This window comes from Chachezhania sediminis (genome assembly GCF_009765275.1).
Lineage (GTDB): Bacteria > Pseudomonadota > Alphaproteobacteria > Rhodobacterales > Rhodobacteraceae > Chachezhania > Chachezhania sediminis.
This window is the reverse complement of sequence record NZ_VOPH01000003.1, coordinates 382645-398917: the sequence shown is the minus strand read 5'-3', so window position 1 is coordinate 398917 and position 16273 is coordinate 382645. Positions and strand designations below refer to the sequence as shown.

The following is a 16273-nucleotide window of genomic DNA, read 5'->3' as shown; positions in this document are numbered from 1 at the left end:
TGCGCGGGATATGCCCATGATGACGGTATGTCTCCTGCCCATCCAAGGGCGCAGGCGACGACGTCCTGTCCGGCGACGCAGAAAAGGATGTGTTCGTCTTTGCCGGTCAGGATGGCCGGGACCGGATCAAGGACTTCAACACCACCGGCAGGAAAGGACCTGTCGGACGCCTCGGCCAGCGCGTCCCACAAGGCCCTGAGGGCCTGTCACGTGGAACGATCCGGCAGCGGTGTCGTCATCGACGCTTCCGCTGTCGGATCGCGAGCGACGTGCGGCACACCCAATTGGCGGATCCGGACAAGGGCGACTTTGTTTTCTGAAGGCGCGTCCCGACAAACGCGAAAGGCCGCGAAGCTTGCGCTTCGCGGCCTTTTTTCTTGTCAGGAACGGGCCTGTTACTGGCCGCCGCCCAGTTGGTGGACATAGATCGCGACCGCACGCACCTGCGTGTCGTCCAGGCGCAGGCCCCAGGCCGGCATGACGCCGCCGCGGCCATGCTGGATCGTGGTCATGATCGTGTCGTAGCTGCCGCCGTAAAGCCAGATTTTGTCGGTCAGGTTCGGGGCGCCAAGCGCCTGTTCGCCCTTGCCGTCCTCGCCATGGCAGACCGCGCAGTTGTCGGCAAAGACAGTCTTGCCGTCCGCGACCATGCCTTCGTCTTCGGGCGTTTCGCCCGATAGCGTCATGACAAAGTTCGCGACCTGTTCGATCTGCAGCGGCTCCAGCATCTGGTTGTCGCCGAATGCCGGCATCTCGGAGGTTCGGGCGTCGCCGTCATCCTCGTTGCGGATGCCGTGCTTGATCGTCGTGTAGATGTCGTCGATCGTGCCGCCCCACAGCCAGTCGTCGTCCAGCAGGTTGGGATAGCCCGCCGCCTTGACGCCGGCCGCACCGGCACCGTGGCACTGGGCACACCAGGTCTTGAAGACCGAGGCCCCCAGCTGCACGGCATAGCGGTCAAGGTCCTGGTCGTTGCCGATTTTGGCCAGATCGGCACCTTCCAGCTGCTTGTTCACGCCCGCGTTTTTCTCGTCGACGACCTTGATCTCTTCCTCGAACTCTGCCCGGGACGACCACCCCAGCACCCCGGCCGATGCGCCGGTCAGGCCCGGCCAGGCCGGATAGGCAATGGAGTAGCCCACGCCCCAGATGATGCAGATGTAGAAGACCCAGAGCCACCAGCGCGGCAGCGGGTTGTTGAATTCGCTGATTCCGTCCCACTCGTGACCGGTGGTTTCGGGGTCTGCCCCGTGGCCGGGGCGCTTTGGATCATGCGTGCTCATTAGACGCCTCCTCCGAGCTCAGGGGTTTGTCCGCGTTCCGCAAGGGGATCGCGGCGGTGTCGCGATAGGTGGCAGACGAGCCGGGCCGGAGAACCCAGAGCACGACCCCCACGAAGAAGAGGAAGAGCGCCAGAAGCATCCAGCTGTCGGCGAACTGCCGCAGAAACGTGTACTTTTCCATCGCGACCCCCTACCGGCTTGCGTCAGCTGTGAAGGTCGAGAAGTCGACCAGCGTGCCCAGCATCTGCAGATAGGCCACAAGGGCGTCCATTTCGGTAATGCCCGGCTGACCATCGAAATTGCGCACCTGCGCATTCGGATAGCGCGCCAGCAGACCTTCATAGTCGCTGTCGGGATCGGCCTGCGCCGCAAAGTCGGCATAGGCGTTGTCGATCTGTTCGTCCGTGTAGGGCACGCCCACGAAACGGTGCGTTTCCATCAGGTCCTTGACGTGGATCTCCTTGCCGCGCAGCACCCGGTCTTCCAGGAACGCGTATTTGGGCATCACCGATTCAGGCACCACCGCTTCGGGATTGCGAAGGTGCTGCACGTGCCAGTCATCCGAGTAGCGGCCGCCAACCCGGGCCAGGTCCGGCCCGGTCCGCTTCGACCCCCACTGGAACGGGTGGTCGTACTGCGATTCCGCCGCCAGCGAGTAGTGGCCGTAACGCTCGTATTCGTCGCGCATCGGCCGGATCATCTGGCTGTGGCAGACATAGCAGCCCTCGCGGATATAGATCGAGCGACCCTGCAGTTCGAGCGGCGTGTAGGGGCGCATGCCCTCCACGTCCTCGATCGTGTTCTCAAGCCAGAACAGCGGCGCGATCTGCACCAGGCCACCGATGGTGACCACCAGGAACGAGAAGATCAGCAGGAGCGTTGCGTTCCGCTCAATGAACCCGTGCTTGTCTAGAATGGACATCTCTCCGGCCCTCCTTATTCAGCCGGGACCGCTGCGACAAGGCTGGCTTCCTTAGCCGGCGCTGCCTTAACGGTCATCCAGAGGTTGTAGCACATGATCAGAGCACCGGTGAGGTACATGACCCCGCCCAGACCGCGAACGATGTACATCGGGTGCTTGGCGGCGACGGTGTCGGCAAAGCTGTTGACCAGGAAGCCGTACTGGTCGACTTCGCGCCACATCAGGCCTTCCATGATGCCCGTGACCCACATCGACGCCGCGTAAAGCACGATGCCGATGGTGGCGAGCCAGAAGTGCCAGCTGACCATCTGCAGCGAATACAGACGTTCACGCTTCCACAGGACCGGCACCAGGAAGTAGAGCGCGCCGAAAGTGATCATGCCGTTCCAGCCCAGTGCGCCGGAGTGGACGTGACCGATGGTCCAGTCGGTGTAGTGGCTCAGGGAGTTGACGGCGCGGATCGACATCATCGGACCTTCGAAGGTCGACATGCCGTAGAAGCCGACAGAGATCACCATCATCCGGATGACGGGGTCGGTGCGCAGCTTGTCCCAGGCACCCGACAGGGTCATCAGGCCGTTGATCATGCCGCCCCAGCTGGGCATCCATAGAATGATCGAGAACACCATGCCAAGGGTCGAGGCCCAGTCAGGCAGCGCGGTGTAATGCAGGTGGTGCGGACCGGCCCAGATGTAGATGAAGATCAGCGCCCAGAAGTGGACGATGGACAGCTTGTAGCTGTAGACCGGCCGTTCCGCCTGTTTCGGGATGAAGTAGTACATCATGCCCAGGAAGCCTGCGGTCAGGAAGAAGCCCACGGCGTTGTGGCCGTACCACCATTGCGTCATCGCATCCTGCACGCCCGAGAACACCTGCACGGAATGGGAGCCCCAGACCGAGACCGGGATCGACAGGTTGTTGACCACATGCAGCATCGCGACGGTCACGATGAAGGACAGGTAGAACCAGTTGGCCACGTAGATGTGGGGTTCCTTCCGCTTGATGATCGTGCCCAGGAAGCAGGCCAGGAAAGCAAGCCAGACGACGGTCAGCCACAGGTCGACGTACCATTCGGGTTCCGCGTATTCCTTCGACTGGGTCGCGCCCATCAGGTAGCCGGTGGCGGCCAGCACGATGAACAGCTGGTAGCCCCAGAAGACGAACCAGCCCAGGCCCTTGCCCCAAAGCCGCGCGGCCGAGGTCCGCTGCACGACATAGAATGCGGTGCAGATCAGGGCGTTGCCGCCGAAGGCGAAGATCACGGCCGAGGTGTGCAGCGGACGCAGGCGACCGAAGTTGCCATAGCCCTGCAGGAACTCGAAGTTCAGGGCCGGGAAGGCCAGCTGGAAGGCGATGACAACGCCCACCAGAAAGCCCACCACGCCCCAGAATGCCGTCGCGATCACGCCATAGCGGACGACGCTGTCGAAATATTCGGTTTCCGGATGCGGATCGAGCGCCGGCTGGGTGGCCGATTGCGCTGCCGTGTAAAGAAACAGACCGATGGCGATCACCATGACGATCCCGGCGTGAATCATGTACGCCACATCCCGCGCATAGTTCATCGCCATCATCGAGATGAGGACGATGACACCAAGCACGATTAGCTTGATAATCCTAGACATTTTGCCCCTTTTGCCCCTCGGAACTGTCGCACGGGCCTAAGACGGCGGCCGGCGCGACGGGTTGAGCCTGGATGGTAAATGAAGAACGCCACCCGCTATCGCCTTGATCTGCATCAACACATTTTACCAAATGGCGTGCAACTGTTGCATCGCGGTCGGGGCACCGGGCCGCACCTCCGGCGAAGTTCGGGGGTCTTTCATCCGATCCGTTTCGTTGGGCTTTTCCATGGCATACAAGACTCTCCTGACCGTTCTGACCGATCTGAAGAACGCAGATACCCCGTTGACGCATCTCACCGCCCTGGCTTCCACTTGGGACGCCCATGCCGAAGCACTGTGCCTGGGCGTCGACAGGTCGCAGATCGGCTACTACTACGCTGGCGCCAACGCGATGGTGGTGCAGGAATCCCTGACCCGCTCTCATGCCGAGGCCGAAGAGATCCAGGCGCACGCCGAAGACATGCTCAGCCGCTCGGGCACACGCTGGTCCGCCGAAAGCGGCGTGTGCCAGTTGGCCGATGTCGGCCGCCACGTGGCCTTCCGGGCGCGCTTTGCCGATCTGGTGATCCTGCCGAAGCCTTATGCCCCCGGCGCCGGCGCGGAACTGGAACCCGTGGTCGAGGCCGCTTTGTTCGACAGCCGCGCGCCCGTGATCGTCGTGCCGCATGACGCACAGCCGGTGACCGCGCCCAAGACCGTGGTCGTGGCCTGGAACGAAAGCGACGAAGCGCTGACCGCCGCGCGGAAAGCGATGCCGATCCTGCAATCCGCCGACACGGTGCGCATCGTCGTGGTCGATCCCGCGGCCCACGGCCCCGAACGGTCCGATCCCGGCGGCATGCTCAGCCAGATGCTGTCGCGCCACGGCGTGAACTGCGAAATCGACGTGCTGTCGAAGACCATGCCGCGGATCTCGGACGTGCTGAACCGCCACACCATCGACACCGATGCCGACATGCTGGTGATGGGCGCCTATGGCCATTCCCGTCTGCGCGAGGCGATCCTGGGCGGGCCGACCCGTAACATGCTGGAAATGGCGACCGTCCCGGTCTTCATGGCCCACTGAACCGACACCGGCGCGCGGACCGGCAGGACACCCTGCGCGGACCGGGCGCCGGATCGCCCCCGCGATCCGGGCGGGGATGGATCAACAGGTCCTGACCCTAGCCTTCGGCCAGACGGCCCAGGCCCTGCCTCAGCCCTGCGACATCGCCCCCCGACAGGCCCGCATCCACTTCATCGTGGGTGCGCTGCCACACCGGAAGCGCCCGCTTCAGCGCCCCCTGCCCTGCCTTGGTCAGCGCCAGCCGCCGGATCCTGCCATCTTCCGGGTCCGCGACCGACTGCACCCAGCCGCGTTTTTCCAGCACCCTGACCGCCGCCGTCACCGTCGTGCGATCCATCGCCAGGAACGGCGCCAGATCCGTCAGCCGCGGCGGATCGGGCCGGTTCAGCGCCATCATCAACGAGAACTGTCCGTTGGTCATCCCCACGGGCTTCAACGCCAGATCGAAACGCCGCGCCAAAGCCCGCGCCGCCCGCTGCACCTGAAGACACAGGCAACGGTCACGCACATGAAGCGTGACCGCCAGCGGCAGGTCGGGATCCATTTCTTGACTCATGTTGATATCAACATATCCTGAGGCAAGACCAAATACAAGAATCGGGAGTGAGCAAGATGAGCCATGTATGGGGTTTTCTGACACCGGTGCCGGAAGCCAATCGCGACGCCTATGTCGCGTCGGCCCAAAAGGCCTGGCCGCTGTTTCAGGAATACGGGGCGCTGGCGATGTACGAATGCTGGGAAGCCGGCGTGCCGGACGGCGAGGTCACCTCCTTCCCCATGGCCGTGAAGCGCGAACCGGGCGAGGCGGTGGTCTTTTCCTGGATCATCTGGCGAGATCAGGCCGCGGCGGATGCCTGCCAGGCCTCGATGGAAACGGACAAGCGATGGGCCGAGATGATGGACATGCCCTTCGACGGCAAGCGCATGATCTATGGCGGCTTCGAACCGGTCTTCGTCGCCGAAGCGTGATACGAAAACGCCCGGTCAATGACCGGGCGTCATATCATGAAGCGAAAGAGGCCAGTGTCGCGAAGGGCATGCCCACAAGAGCCACCGCTGCCGGACGCCGCGGCGCCGCTGACGATCAGCCCAGAAAACCGCCGTCGCTGTCGTCGCCGGCTTCTTCCATCAGGCGGCCCATGTCGGGCACCATGACCTTGCGCTTGCCGTCCAGCTGGATCACGCCGTCCCTGCGCAGGGCCGACACCTGCCGCGACACGGTTTCCAGCGTCAGGCCCAGGTAATCGGCCATCGCCTCGCGCGTCAGGGGCAGGTCGAAAACGACGCCGTCCTTCAGGCTGGCCTGGTCGGCCAGGACGCTGCGGCGGGCGACGATGGACAGAAGGCTGGCGATCTTTTCCCGCGCAGTCTTGCGGCCCAGGACCAGCATCCATTCCCGCGCGGCATCCAATTCGTCCAGCGTCATCTCCAGCAGTCGCTGCGCGATATGCGGCGTGGTCGCAACCAGTTCCTCGAACGGCTTCTTGCGGAAGCAGCACATGACAATTTCCGTCGTCGCAGTCACGTCATAGGCAGCCCCCGACCGGCCCGGCCGGCCGACGAAATCCGACGGCAGCAACAGGCCCACCATCTGGCGGCGTCCGTCCTCCATCGTCTGGGTCAGCGTCGCCACGCCCGACACGATCGATCCCACGAAATCCATTCGGTCGCCCGACCAGATCACCGTCTGGCCAGCCTCGAAGCTTCTGTAATACTTGACCTCTTCCAGCTGTGCGAGTTCGTCCGCCTCACATTTCGCGCACACGGCACGGTGGCGGATCGGGCACCCGGCACAATCCGGGGTAGCCACCGCCATCGACGATTTCAAGGCAGGAATGGGGTTGATCTGGGTCAAGGCGATACCTCTTGGATAGGGGCTACATTACGCTCATGACACGAGATTCACAATTGGCGCAGATGGGACTCTTTGAGTCAAATGCGCCTCGGTACACAAGTTACCCAACGGCACCGCACTTCAGCGATGCCATCGGCGCGGCGGATCACGCCGACTGGATCGGGCAGATTCCGGAAGGATCCGCCATATCCCTCTACCTGCATGTGCCCTTCTGTCGCCGGCTGTGCTGGTTCTGCGCGTGCAGGACGCAAGGCACCCAAAGCGACGAGCCGGTTCGTGCCTATCTGAAAGTCCTGAAGGCAGAGTTGCGACTGCTGGCGGACCGGCTGCCCCACGGCGTGGAACTGGCCCGCCTGCACTGGGGCGGCGGCACGCCGACGTTGCTGAATCCCGACCAGATTGCCGATCTCAGCGCCGCAATCGCGGCCGTGGCACCGCTGACGGCCACCGCCGAATTCTCGGTCGAGATCGACCCGACCGAAATCGACGCGGCACGTGCCGATGCGCTGGTGGCCGCAGGCATGAACCGTGCCTCGGTCGGGGTGCAGGATTTCGATCCGGTCATCCAGGAAACCATCGGTCGACGCCAAAGCTATGAAACCACGCGCGACGCCGTCCTTATGCTGCGCGACCGGGGCATCGCCAGCCTGAATGCCGATATCCTCTATGGCCTGCCGCACCAGACGCCGGCCCGGCTGACCGACAGCGTGCAGAAGCTTCTGTCGCTGACGCCCGATCGGGTGGCGCTTTACGGCTATGCCCACGTGCCGTGGATGTCGCGCCGTCAGGGCGTGATTCCGACCGCGGCGCTGCCGACACCCGCCGAACGGCTGCAGCTGTTCCAGACCGCGCGCAAGCTTTTCTCGTGGGACGGCTATGCCGAGATAGGCATCGACCACTTTGCCCGGCCCGAAGACGGCCTTGCCCGCGCCCAGAAGGAAGGCCGCCTGCGCCGCAACTTCCAGGGCTATACCGACGACACCGCCGAGGTGCTGATCGGTCTGGGTGCCTCGTCCATCTCGCGCTTCCCGCAAGGCTACAGCCAGAACGCGCCGGCGACCTCGGCCTATGTCGGCGCCGTGCGCGAGGGGCATTTCTCCACCGCCCGCGGCCACCGTTTCACGGGCGAGGATCTGATGCGAGCGCGCATGATCGAAAGCCTGATGTGTGACTTCCGCATCGACGCAGAGGAGATCATGGACCGTTTCGGCATCACGCGCCGGCATCTGGATGCGATGTTCGACAACGTCGAACGCCAGTTTCCCGATGTGGCGATCCGCAACAGCCACGGCCTGTTCCTGCCACAGGATGCCCGGCCGCTGACCCGCATGGTGGCGCGGTGCTTCGACGCCTACGGGATGAGCGCGTCCGGTCACTCGTCCGCGATCTGACCTGCCGTTTGCCCTGTCTGTCCGGTAGGATGGTCCGGACGGACAGGGGGCGATCGTCGATGGCGGCGGAAAGACAATGGGGACGGATCGCGGGACCGGTGGGCGTGGGCCTTCTGATCCTCCTGCCTCTGCCCTTCGTGCTGAAGGCCGCAGGATGGGGCTGGGCCGGCCTGGGTGCCACATTAGGCGCCGCGCCCCTGGCCGAGCCGACGCACCTGTTCCGGACCGGGCCCGGCCCGTCCAACCTAGCGTCGAATCTGGCAATGTTCCTGCACATGGGGCTGGGTGCCGCACTGACGCTGCTGGTGCCGCTGCAGACGCTGGGGGCGATCCGTCGCCGCTGGCCCGCCGTGCATCGCACCATCGGCTGGATCGTGGCGCCGCTGGCGCTGGTCACCAGCGTGGCAGGCCTTTCCTACATCCTCGTGCGCGGCACCGTCGGCGGCCCGCTGATGAACCTGGGCTTCGGCCTCTACGGCGTGCTGCTGGCGTTCTGCGCAGTCCAGACGCTGCGTTTCGCCCGTGCCCGGGACCTTCAGGCGCACCGCGCCTGGGCGATCCGGCTGATCCTGCTGGCGCTGGGCTCCTGGCTCTACCGTCTGCACTACACGCTCTGGTACATCTTCACCGGAGGATTGTGGAGCGCGCCGGACTTCTCTGGCGCCTTCGACAAGATCCAGCTTTTCGCGTTCTACCTGCCCTACCTGCTTTTGGCGCAGATCCTGATCCGCCGCCGTCCCCGGAGCATCTGACCTCCCCCCACGACAAGGCGAGGATCGCGCCCGGCGCGGTCCGGCGCTGGACCGGGAAACGCCGCATTAGGGGCATTCAGGCGCTATCTTGCACCAAGGATCGGTTCTCGCGCCCGACAGCCGCGCCCGGCGAAACCGATGCCGCGGCTCTGCGAAACGCCTATCCGGCCGCCGCGATCAGCTGGCGGGTATAGTCGGTCTGCGGCCGTTCGAACACATCTTCGGCCAGCCCGTATTCCACGACGTCGCCCTGCTTCATCACCAGCACCCGGTGCGACATCGCCCGGACCACCTTAAGGTCGTGGCTGATGAAAAGGTAGGCCAGCCCGTATTTACGTTGCAGCCCGCGCAGAAGCTCTACGATCTGGACCTGCACCGTCATGTCGAGCGCGCTGGTCGGCTCGTCCAGCACCAGAAGCCGCGGCCGCAGCACCATGGCCCGGGCAATCGCGATCCGCTGGCGCTGCCCCCCGGAAAATTCGTGCGGGTAACGGTCCATCGCGGCAGGGTCCAGCCCCGTCTCCTGCATGGCTTCCGCCACCAGTTCCCTGGGCTTGCGGTGCGGGTCCACCTTGTGGATCGCCAGCCCCTCGGCAATGATCTGGGCACAGGTCATCCGGGGCGACAGCGACCCGAACGGATCCTGGAACACGATCTGCATATCCGCTCGCTTCTGCCGCAATCGCCGCGTCGACCAGCGCCGTACGTCCTCGCCGCAGAAGGCGATCCCGCCTTCGGACGAAATCAGCCGCATGATCGCCAACGCCACGGTGGTCTTGCCCGATCCGCTTTCGCCGACGATGCCCACCGTCTCGCCCGCACGGACGGCGATGGAGGCATCGTTGACCGCCTTCACATGGCCCACGGTCTTTTTCAGCAGGCCGCGCTTGATCGGGAACCAGACCTTCAGGTGCTCGGTCCGGGCGATCTCTTCCGCGTCCGGCGACACGGGGTCCGGCTCTCCCGAGGGCTCTGCCGCCAGCAGCATCTTTGTATAGGGGTGCTGGGGGTTGTCGAAGATCTCGGCCGCCGGCCCCGTCTCGACGATCTCGCCGCCCTTCATCACGCAGACCCGGTCGGCGATGCGCCGCACGATCCCCAGGTCGTGGGTGATGAACAGCATCCCCATGTCCTCGGACGCCTTCAGATCCGCCAGAAGCTCTAGGATCTGGGCCTGGATGGTCACGTCCAGCGCGGTCGTCGGTTCGTCCGCGATCAGGATGTCGGGCTTGTTGGCCAGCGCCATGGCGATCATCACCCGCTGCCGCTGCCCGCCGGAGAGTTCATGCGGATAGGCCGTCAGCCGGTCTTCGGGGTCGCGAATACCCACCTTGTTCAACAGCTCCACGATCCGGCCGCGGGCCTGGTCCCCCGCCACACCCTGGTGCAGCGTCAGGCTTTCGCCCAGCTGCTTTTCAATAGTGTGGAGCGGGTTCAGCGAGGTCATCGGCTCCTGAAAGATGAAGCTGATATCGTTGCCACGGACCCGGCGCAGTTCGGCCGGCGAGGCGCCGACCATCTCGGCTCCGTTGAAGCGGACGTTGCCGCCCACTTCGGCCGTCTCGCCCAGAAGGGACACGGTCGACAAGGCCGTCACCGACTTGCCCGACCCGCTTTCGCCCACCAGCGCCACGGTCTCGCCCCGGTCGACGGTGAAGGACACGCCCTTCACCGCCATGATCCGCTTGCCGTCCTGACGGAAGGTGACCGTCAGGTTCTCGACTTCCAGAAGCGCGCTCATGCAAAGACTTTCCGCGGGTCGAAGGCATCGCGGACCCCTTCGAAGACAAAGACCAGAAGCGACAGCATCACGGCGAAGGTGGTGAAGGCGGTAAAGGCCAGCCAGGGCGCCTGCAGGTTCTGCTTGGCCTGAAGGGTCAGCTCCCCCAGGGACGGGGCCGAGGACGGCAGCCCGAAGCCCAGGAAGTCCAGCGTCGCCAAGGATCCGATGGTCGAGGTGATGATGAAAGGCAGCATGGTCAGCGTCGCCACCATCGCATTGGGCAACATGTGGCGGAACATGATTGTGCCGTTACCGACCCCCAGCGCCCGCGCCGCGCGCACATATTCGAAGTTCCGCGCCCGCAGGAACTCGGCCCGGACCACGCCGACAAGGCTGACCCACGAAAACAGCACCATCAACACGACCAGAAGCCAGAAACTGCGCCCCAGGATCGCGAACATGATGATGATCACGTAAAGCGATGGCGTCGCGCCCCAGATCTCGATGAAGCGCTGCATCAGAAGGTCCAGCCAGCCGCCGAAGAAGCCCTGGATGGCGCCGGCGAAGATGCCGATCAGGCTGGCCGCCCCGGTCACGATGAAGGTGAACAGGATCGACAGCCGGAAGCCGTAGATCACCCGCGCCAGCACGTCGCGCTTGGTGTCATCGGTCCCAAGCCAGTTCTGGCTGTTGGGCGGCAGCGGCGCCGCACCGGGACGGTCGACCGAGGTGTTGAAGCTGTAGGGGATCAACGGCCAGATTTCCCAGCCCTTCTCGAACCCCTCGGCCTGGTAGGTGCCGGCCTTGATCTCCTCCAGGATTTGCTCTGGCTCGTCGAAACAGTCCTCGATCCCGCCGCTCTTGATCAGGCACTGGACCTCCGGGTCGCGATAGGCGGCCTCGGTCTGGAAGTCGCCGCCAAAGGCCGTTTCCGGATAGAACTTCATGATCGGGAAGAAATATTCGCCCCGATAGTTCACCAAGATGGGCTTGTCGTTCGCCACGAACTCCGCCGGAAGCGAGATCGCGAAGAGGATCGAGAACGCGATCAGCGCCCAGAAGGCCCGGCGGTTCTTCTTGAAGTTCCTCCAGCGGCGCTGGTTGATCGGTGAAAGCGCCATGGCTCAGCCCTCTCGCCGTTCGAAGTCGATCCTTGGATCGACGATCACGTACATCATGTCGGAAATGATCCCGACCACCAGCCCGATCAGCCCGAACATGAACAGGGTCCCGAAGACGATCGGATAGTCCCGCGCCACCGCGGCCTCGTATCCCAGCCGCCCCAGACCGTCGAGCGAGAAGATCGTCTCGATGATCAGCGAGCCGCCGAAGAAGACGCCGATGAAGACTGCAGGGAAGCCCGCGATGACGATCAGCATGGCGTTGCGGAAGACGTGCCCGTAAAGCACCCGATGTTCCGACAGGCCCTTGGCGCGCGCGGTGATCACGTATTGCTTGCGGATCTCATCCAGGAAACTGTTCTTGGTCAGAAGCGTCAGCGTGGCAAAGGCGGAAATGGTGGACGCCAGAACTGGCAGCGTGATGTGCCAGAAATAGTCGCCGATCTTCGCCGGCCAGCTGAGGCTTTCCCAATCGTCCGAGACAAGTCCCCGAAGCGGGAAGATCTGCCAATAGGATCCGCCGGCGAAAAGCACGAGCAAGAGGATCGCGAACAGGAACCCGGGGATCGCATAGGCCACGATGATCAGACCCGATGTCCATGTGTCGAAGTGGGACCCGTCCCTGACCGCCTTGCGTATCCCCAGCGGGATCGACACCAGATAGGCGATCAGCGTCGACCACAGGCCAAGCGAGATCGAAACCGGCATCTTTTCCAGCACCAGATCCACCACGGAAATCTTGCGGAAATAGCTCTCGCCAAAGTCCAGGCGCACATAGTTCCCCAGCATCAGCAGGAAGCGCTGAACGGGCGGCTTGTCCAGTCCGTATTCCTTTTCCAGCTGCTTGATGAATTCCGGGGGCAGGCCGCGGGCACCGATATAGCGGCTGTTGACGTCGGCGGCCGCCCCGCTCATGTCCCCACCGGGAAGCTGGGTCGTGTCGCCCGAGGCAAAGCTGCCGAAGACGTCGCCCTGCCCCTGGGCGCGGGCTATGGCCTGTTCGACAGGCCCGCCCGGCATGAATTGCACCAGCGCGAAGTTGATGATCATCACCCCCAGCAGCGTGGGGATCACCAGCAGCAGCCGACGAAGGATATAGGCACCCATTGTCCCGTTACCTGATCGCGCCTTCGGATTTCAGCTTGGCGGCCTTGTCGGCGTCCACCCACCAGAAATCCAGGAACCCGATGTCGAAGGGCGGCAGGACCTCGGGATGTTCGAATTCGTCGTAATAGGCGACCCAGATCTTGTCCTTGTACCAGACCGGGACCATCACGAATTCATAGCGCAGCGACCGGTCCAGTGCCATCAGGGCCGCCTGTTCTTCTTCCAGCGTCGTCGACCGCAACGCGGCCTCGATCGTGGCGTCGACCAGCGGACTGGCCAGCCCGGCCGGATTGAACAGCGAGAAGGATGCCTGTTCCGAGCCGTATTGCTGCGGCAGGCCGGTCCCGGCGCCCAGGAATTCCCGATAACTGTCGAAGATCATGTCGTAATCGCGGTCACGTTCCCGAAGCGTGTACTGCGCCGGGTCCACCTTTTCGAGGTTCACGTCGATCCCCATGCTGCGAAGATTGGCGACATAGCTTTCAACGATGGGGCCCAGTTCGGTTTCGTTCGCGGTGTTGAACAGAAATGTCACGCGCAAGGGTTCGCCGGCAGCGTTATGGCGCTTGCCGTCCTTGCCCACGGGCCAGCCCGCCTCGTCCAGGTATTTCATGGCCGCGCGCAGGTTGCGGCGGTCGGTCAGCCGTTCGCCGTTCGACGTATGCGGCATACGGGCCGGCTCTGTCAGCATCTCGGGCGGGACCAGATCTCCCAGCGATTTCAGAAGCTCCAGCTCGGCGCCTTCCGGCGGCCCCTTGGCCTCTAGCGCCGAATTCTGCGTGAAGGACGACCGCTGGCTGAACAGCCCGTACTGCAGCGATTCGTTGGTCCACTCGAAATTGTAGCCCAGGGCCAGCGCCTCGCGGACGCGTTTGTCCTGCATGATCGGCCGGCCCATGTTGAAGACGAAACCGGTGGGCGTCGGCGGCGTGCCGTCGTCCAGTTCTTCCTTCTTCACGATGCCTTTCTGGATTTTCGGAAAATCATAGGACGTAGCCCACAGCTTGGCATCCCCTTCCGGGCGGAAGGTCACGATACCCGCCTTGAACGCCTCCATCGCCGCCGTGTCGTCGCCGAAGTATTCTACCCGGATACGGTCAAAGTTGGACCGGCCCTGGGTGATCGGAAGGTCCTTGCCCCAGTAATCGGGGTTCCGCTTGAAGATCACACGCCGGTTCACATCGACGGTGTCGACGACATAGGGCCCCGACCCGGGAGAGGTTTCAAGCCGCGGCTCGTCCAGGCGGGCGCCGGTTTCCTCGTACCACTTCTTTGACCAGACCGGCACGCCGCCGACCTGCTCGATCAGGCTGCGGCGCGACACTCCGTCGGCAAAGTAGAACTTGATCGTGTGGTCGTCGATCACCTCGGCTTCGGGGATCAGCCGCTTCACCGCCTCGGCATAGGACTTCAGCCCCTGCTCCAGCAACAGGTTGTGCGAGAACAGCACGTCATGGGCCGTCACCGGCGTCCCGTCCGAGAACCGGGCCTCGGGCCGCATGTGGAAGATGACCCAGCTCTTGTCTGCCGGGTATTCGACGCTTTCTGCCAGAAGACCGTAATTTTCGTTGTATTCATCCAGCGTGCCGTCAAGCAGCGTCTCGTACATGATGGTACTCAGCGCGGCGCCGCGGCCCTTGCGGGAATAGGGGTTCATGGAATCGAACGTACCGACCCTGGACAGGACGATCTCTCCGCCTTTCGGCGCGTCCGGGTTCACATAGTCCAGGTGCGTGTAATCTGCCGGATATTTCAGATCGCCAAAGAAGGAATAGCCGTGGGATACGATCAGCTCGCCGTCCACCGGCGTGCCGTCCGACGCGGTGGTCTGGGCCGACAGCGGTGCAGGCAGGGGAGCTGCCAGCATCACCGTGGCCAGCAGGGCCGCACCAAGCCGCATCGCCCGTCCCGTCCCCCTCTCGCGGCGCCATCGGGACACGGCCGCTCCAACGGTCACGGGCCCGGTCAGAGCTTCGGTGGTCAGGCGCAGGTCTCTGCGGGGACGGTGCATCGGCTCTTCCTCTCTGCGTGTTGCGGCTTCGCGCCGCATTCGTTGTCTGTCCTAGCTAAATCCCCGGACCCGGGATGATCAAGGCGAGAGACACTGAGAAAATCGTGAAATCGCGGGATGGTTCCAGCGGCCGGGCGTCGCGGGCCCAATCACGTCAAGCTCTTGGCATTCGGCGATTTTTTCAGGTCTCCCCTTGTCGCATACGGACCGAAATCACCGCCGGACCATTGTAACAAAGCCGGCATGACACCCCGAAACAAAAAAGGGCCGCCCGCGGGGCGACCCTTTGAATGCTCTCTGACCTGACGGCCCGTTCAGTGCGCTTCCCCGCCCAGGCTTTCCAGGTAGGCGACCACGGCAGCGCGGTCTTCTTCCTTCGGCAGGCCCGGGAAACCCATCTTGGTGCCCTTCACGTAGGTCTGCGGCTTGGTCAGGAATTCGTTCAGGCGGTCCGGCGTCCAGTCGCCGCCGATGGCCTTCATCGCATCCGAGAACGCATAGCCTGCGACGTCCGCCACCGGCTCGTTCACGATGCCGTAGAGTGACGGGCCGACGCCGTTCTTGCCCTGCTCGGGCGAGTGGCAGGCCGCGCACTTCTTGAAGACACGCTCGCCCTTGGCCGGATCGGACGCCTTGACCATGGCAGCAAAGTCTTCGCCCGCCGGAGCCGCGGCAGCGTCGCCACCGGCAGCTGCGGCGTGATCGTCGGCGGCCGGTGCAGCAGCGGCGGCCGCCTCGACCTTGGCCTTTGCGGCCTCCTGGATCTTCTGCGCCGCGTCAGCTTCGGGCGACAGGCTGGCCAGGTACAGGATCACGTTTGCGCGGTCTTCCTCGCTCGGCAGGCCCGGGAAGCCCATGGCGGTGCCCGGAACATAGGTCTGCGGCTTGGTCAGGAAGTCGTTCAGGCGCTCGGGCGTCCATTCGCCGCCGATGCCCTTCATCGCGTCCGAGAAGTTGTAGCCTGCAACGTCTGCCACCGGCTCGTCCACGATGTGGTAGAGCGACGGGCCGACGCCGTTTTGGCCTTCGGCCGGCTTGTGGCAGGCCGAGCATTTCTTGAACACCCGCTCGCCCTTGTCGACGCTGGCCTCGGCCAGGTAGTCGTCGAAGGTCTTTGCCGGAGCGGCATCCTTGGATCCGTGGCCGTCGCCCGATTCTTCAACCGCGATGACATAGGACGGTTCGCCCTCGATCTCGACATGGTAGATGCCGGCCGAAACCCATTTGGCCAGCAGGAAGATCAGCAGCGCCCCGCAGAACCCGGCCACCACCTTGGTTGATGTCATCGTATCCATATTGGTCGCGTATCCAGTTGTTCGCTTTGCAAACCGTCTAAGGCTTCCCCTCGCGCGAGGCAAGGTATAGACACCGCGACCAATCGACCGTCAGGCAGGTCCGACAGCGTATTGTCCCGCGG

Annotated in this window: 15 protein-coding genes; 4 read left to right on the top strand and 11 right to left on the bottom strand. The window is 63.9% G+C overall.

The genetic code is table 11. The annotated features are described in order from the left end of the window. Positions 1–395 precede the first annotated feature (395 nt). Genes ccoP through ccoN form a run of 4 tightly spaced genes read right to left on the bottom strand, consistent with a single transcriptional unit; the run spans position 396 to position 3830 of the window. Entirely contained in the window at positions 396–1283 is an 888-nt protein-coding gene (ccoP, locus tag FQK05_RS11310; RefSeq protein WP_158966772.1) for a cytochrome-c oxidase, cbb3-type subunit III, read from the bottom strand. Beyond that, on the bottom strand, positions 1270–1464 hold the full coding sequence (locus FQK05_RS11305; protein WP_158966770.1) for a cbb3-type cytochrome c oxidase subunit 3: 195 nt from the start codon (positions 1462–1464) through the stop codon (positions 1270–1272). Before FQK05_RS11305 ends, ccoP begins: the two co-directional genes overlap by 14 nt. A gap of 9 nt (positions 1465–1473) precedes the next feature. Further along, entirely contained in the window at positions 1474–2205 is a 732-nt protein-coding gene (ccoO, locus tag FQK05_RS11300; RefSeq protein ID WP_158966768.1) for a cytochrome-c oxidase, cbb3-type subunit II, read from the bottom strand. A 14-nt stretch (positions 2206–2219) separates the two neighbouring features. Next, positions 2220–3830 carry a cytochrome-c oxidase, cbb3-type subunit I gene (gene ccoN, locus FQK05_RS11295; RefSeq protein ID WP_158966766.1) on the bottom strand — a complete coding sequence of 537 codons (1611 nt, stop codon included), beginning with the start codon at positions 3828–3830 and terminating at the stop codon, positions 2220–2222. A 226-nt stretch (positions 3831–4056) separates the two neighbouring features. Between ccoN and FQK05_RS11290 the strand changes: the two genes are divergently transcribed. Beyond that, on the top strand, positions 4057–4896 hold the full coding sequence (locus FQK05_RS11290; RefSeq protein ID WP_158966764.1) for a universal stress protein: 840 nt from the start codon (positions 4057–4059) through the stop codon (positions 4894–4896). Between the two features lie 97 nt (positions 4897–4993). Here the strand turns inward: FQK05_RS11290 and FQK05_RS11285 are convergent, their stop codons facing one another. Next, on the bottom strand, positions 4994–5452 hold the full coding sequence (locus tag FQK05_RS11285) for a MarR family winged helix-turn-helix transcriptional regulator (RefSeq protein WP_233270464.1): 459 nt from the start codon (positions 5450–5452) through the stop codon (positions 4994–4996). A gap of 56 nt (positions 5453–5508) precedes the next feature. On the opposite strand from FQK05_RS11285, the gene FQK05_RS11280 reads away from it, so the two are divergent. After that, positions 5509–5865, top strand: coding sequence for a DUF1428 domain-containing protein (locus tag FQK05_RS11280; RefSeq protein WP_158966760.1), 357 nt, complete (start codon positions 5509–5511; stop codon positions 5863–5865). Between the two features lie 115 nt (positions 5866–5980). On the opposite strand, the gene fnrL is transcribed toward FQK05_RS11280, so the two are convergent. Further along, entirely contained in the window at positions 5981–6712 is a 732-nt protein-coding gene (gene fnrL / locus FQK05_RS11275; RefSeq protein ID WP_158967620.1) for a transcriptional regulator FnrL, read from the bottom strand. Between the two features lie 74 nt (positions 6713–6786). Between fnrL and hemN the strand changes: the two genes are divergently transcribed. Together hemN and FQK05_RS11265 are read left to right on the top strand one after the other, a co-directional pair. Then, positions 6787–8142 carry an oxygen-independent coproporphyrinogen III oxidase gene (gene hemN / locus FQK05_RS11270; protein WP_158966758.1) on the top strand — a complete coding sequence of 452 codons (1356 nt, stop codon included), beginning with the start codon at positions 6787–6789 and terminating at the stop codon, positions 8140–8142. Between the two features lie 59 nt (positions 8143–8201). Continuing rightward, positions 8202–8894: a DUF2306 domain-containing protein gene (locus FQK05_RS11265; protein ID WP_158966756.1), complete on the top strand. Its 693-nt coding sequence runs from the start codon at positions 8202–8204 to the stop codon at positions 8892–8894. 160 nt (positions 8895–9054) lie between these two features. On the opposite strand, the gene FQK05_RS11260 is transcribed toward FQK05_RS11265, so the two are convergent. The 5 genes from FQK05_RS11260 to FQK05_RS26055 all read right to left on the bottom strand — a co-directional run bounded on the left by FQK05_RS11260 (position 9055) and on the right by FQK05_RS26055 (position 16142). Continuing rightward, complete coding sequence (locus tag FQK05_RS11260) at positions 9055–10635, bottom strand: ABC transporter ATP-binding protein (protein WP_158966754.1); 1581 nt, start codon at positions 10633–10635, stop codon at positions 9055–9057. After that, positions 10632–11738 (bottom strand): ABC transporter permease, encoded by a 1107-nt coding sequence (locus FQK05_RS11255; RefSeq protein WP_158966752.1) that lies wholly within the window; start codon positions 11736–11738, stop codon positions 10632–10634. Before FQK05_RS11255 ends, FQK05_RS11260 begins: the two co-directional genes overlap by 4 nt. A 3-nt stretch (positions 11739–11741) precedes the next feature. Continuing rightward, entirely contained in the window at positions 11742–12845 is a 1104-nt protein-coding gene (locus tag FQK05_RS11250) for a microcin C ABC transporter permease YejB (protein ID WP_158966750.1), read from the bottom strand. A gap of 7 nt (positions 12846–12852) precedes the next feature. After that, positions 12853–14745 (bottom strand): extracellular solute-binding protein, encoded by a 1893-nt coding sequence (locus FQK05_RS11245; RefSeq protein WP_158967618.1) that lies wholly within the window; start codon positions 14743–14745, stop codon positions 12853–12855. Positions 14746–15170: 425 nt separating this feature from the next. Then, positions 15171–16142, bottom strand: coding sequence for a c-type cytochrome (locus FQK05_RS26055; protein WP_233270462.1), 972 nt, complete (start codon positions 16140–16142; stop codon positions 15171–15173). Positions 16143–16273 lie beyond the last annotated feature (131 nt).

Excerpts from the sequence above, each read along its gene's own strand:
- fnrL (WP_158967620.1), bottom strand. The coding sequence starts at position 6,712 with ATGGCGGTGGCTACCCCGGATTGTGCCGGGTGCCCGATCCGCCACCGT.
- FQK05_RS11290 (WP_158966764.1), top strand. The coding sequence starts at position 4,057 with ATGGCATACAAGACTCTCCTGACCGTTCTGACCGATCTGAAGAACGCA.
- FQK05_RS11245 (WP_158967618.1), bottom strand. The coding sequence starts at position 14,745 with ATGCGGCTTGGTGCGGCCCTGCTGGCCACGGTGATGCTGGCAGCTCCC.
- hemN (WP_158966758.1), top strand. The coding sequence starts at position 6,787 with ATGACACGAGATTCACAATTGGCGCAGATGGGACTCTTTGAGTCAAAT.
- ccoN (WP_158966766.1), bottom strand. The coding sequence starts at position 3,830 with ATGTCTAGGATTATCAAGCTAATCGTGCTTGGTGTCATCGTCCTCATC.
- FQK05_RS11255 (WP_158966752.1), bottom strand. The coding sequence starts at position 11,738 with ATGGCGCTTTCACCGATCAACCAGCGCCGCTGGAGGAACTTCAAGAAG.
- FQK05_RS11265 (WP_158966756.1), top strand. The coding sequence starts at position 8,202 with ATGGCGGCGGAAAGACAATGGGGACGGATCGCGGGACCGGTGGGCGTG.
- ccoP (WP_158966772.1), bottom strand. The coding sequence starts at position 1,283 with ATGAGCACGCATGATCCAAAGCGCCCCGGCCACGGGGCAGACCCCGAA.
- FQK05_RS26055 (WP_233270462.1), bottom strand. The coding sequence starts at position 16,142 with ATGACATCAACCAAGGTGGTGGCCGGGTTCTGCGGGGCGCTGCTGATC.
- ccoO (WP_158966768.1), bottom strand. The coding sequence starts at position 2,205 with ATGTCCATTCTAGACAAGCACGGGTTCATTGAGCGGAACGCAACGCTC.
- FQK05_RS11260 (WP_158966754.1), bottom strand. The coding sequence starts at position 10,635 with ATGAGCGCGCTTCTGGAAGTCGAGAACCTGACGGTCACCTTCCGTCAG.
- FQK05_RS11250 (WP_158966750.1), bottom strand. The coding sequence starts at position 12,845 with ATGGGTGCCTATATCCTTCGTCGGCTGCTGCTGGTGATCCCCACGCTG.
- FQK05_RS11280 (WP_158966760.1), top strand. The coding sequence starts at position 5,509 with ATGAGCCATGTATGGGGTTTTCTGACACCGGTGCCGGAAGCCAATCGC.
- FQK05_RS11285 (WP_233270464.1), bottom strand. The coding sequence starts at position 5,452 with ATGAGTCAAGAAATGGATCCCGACCTGCCGCTGGCGGTCACGCTTCAT.
- FQK05_RS11305 (WP_158966770.1), bottom strand. The coding sequence starts at position 1,464 with ATGGAAAAGTACACGTTTCTGCGGCAGTTCGCCGACAGCTGGATGCTT.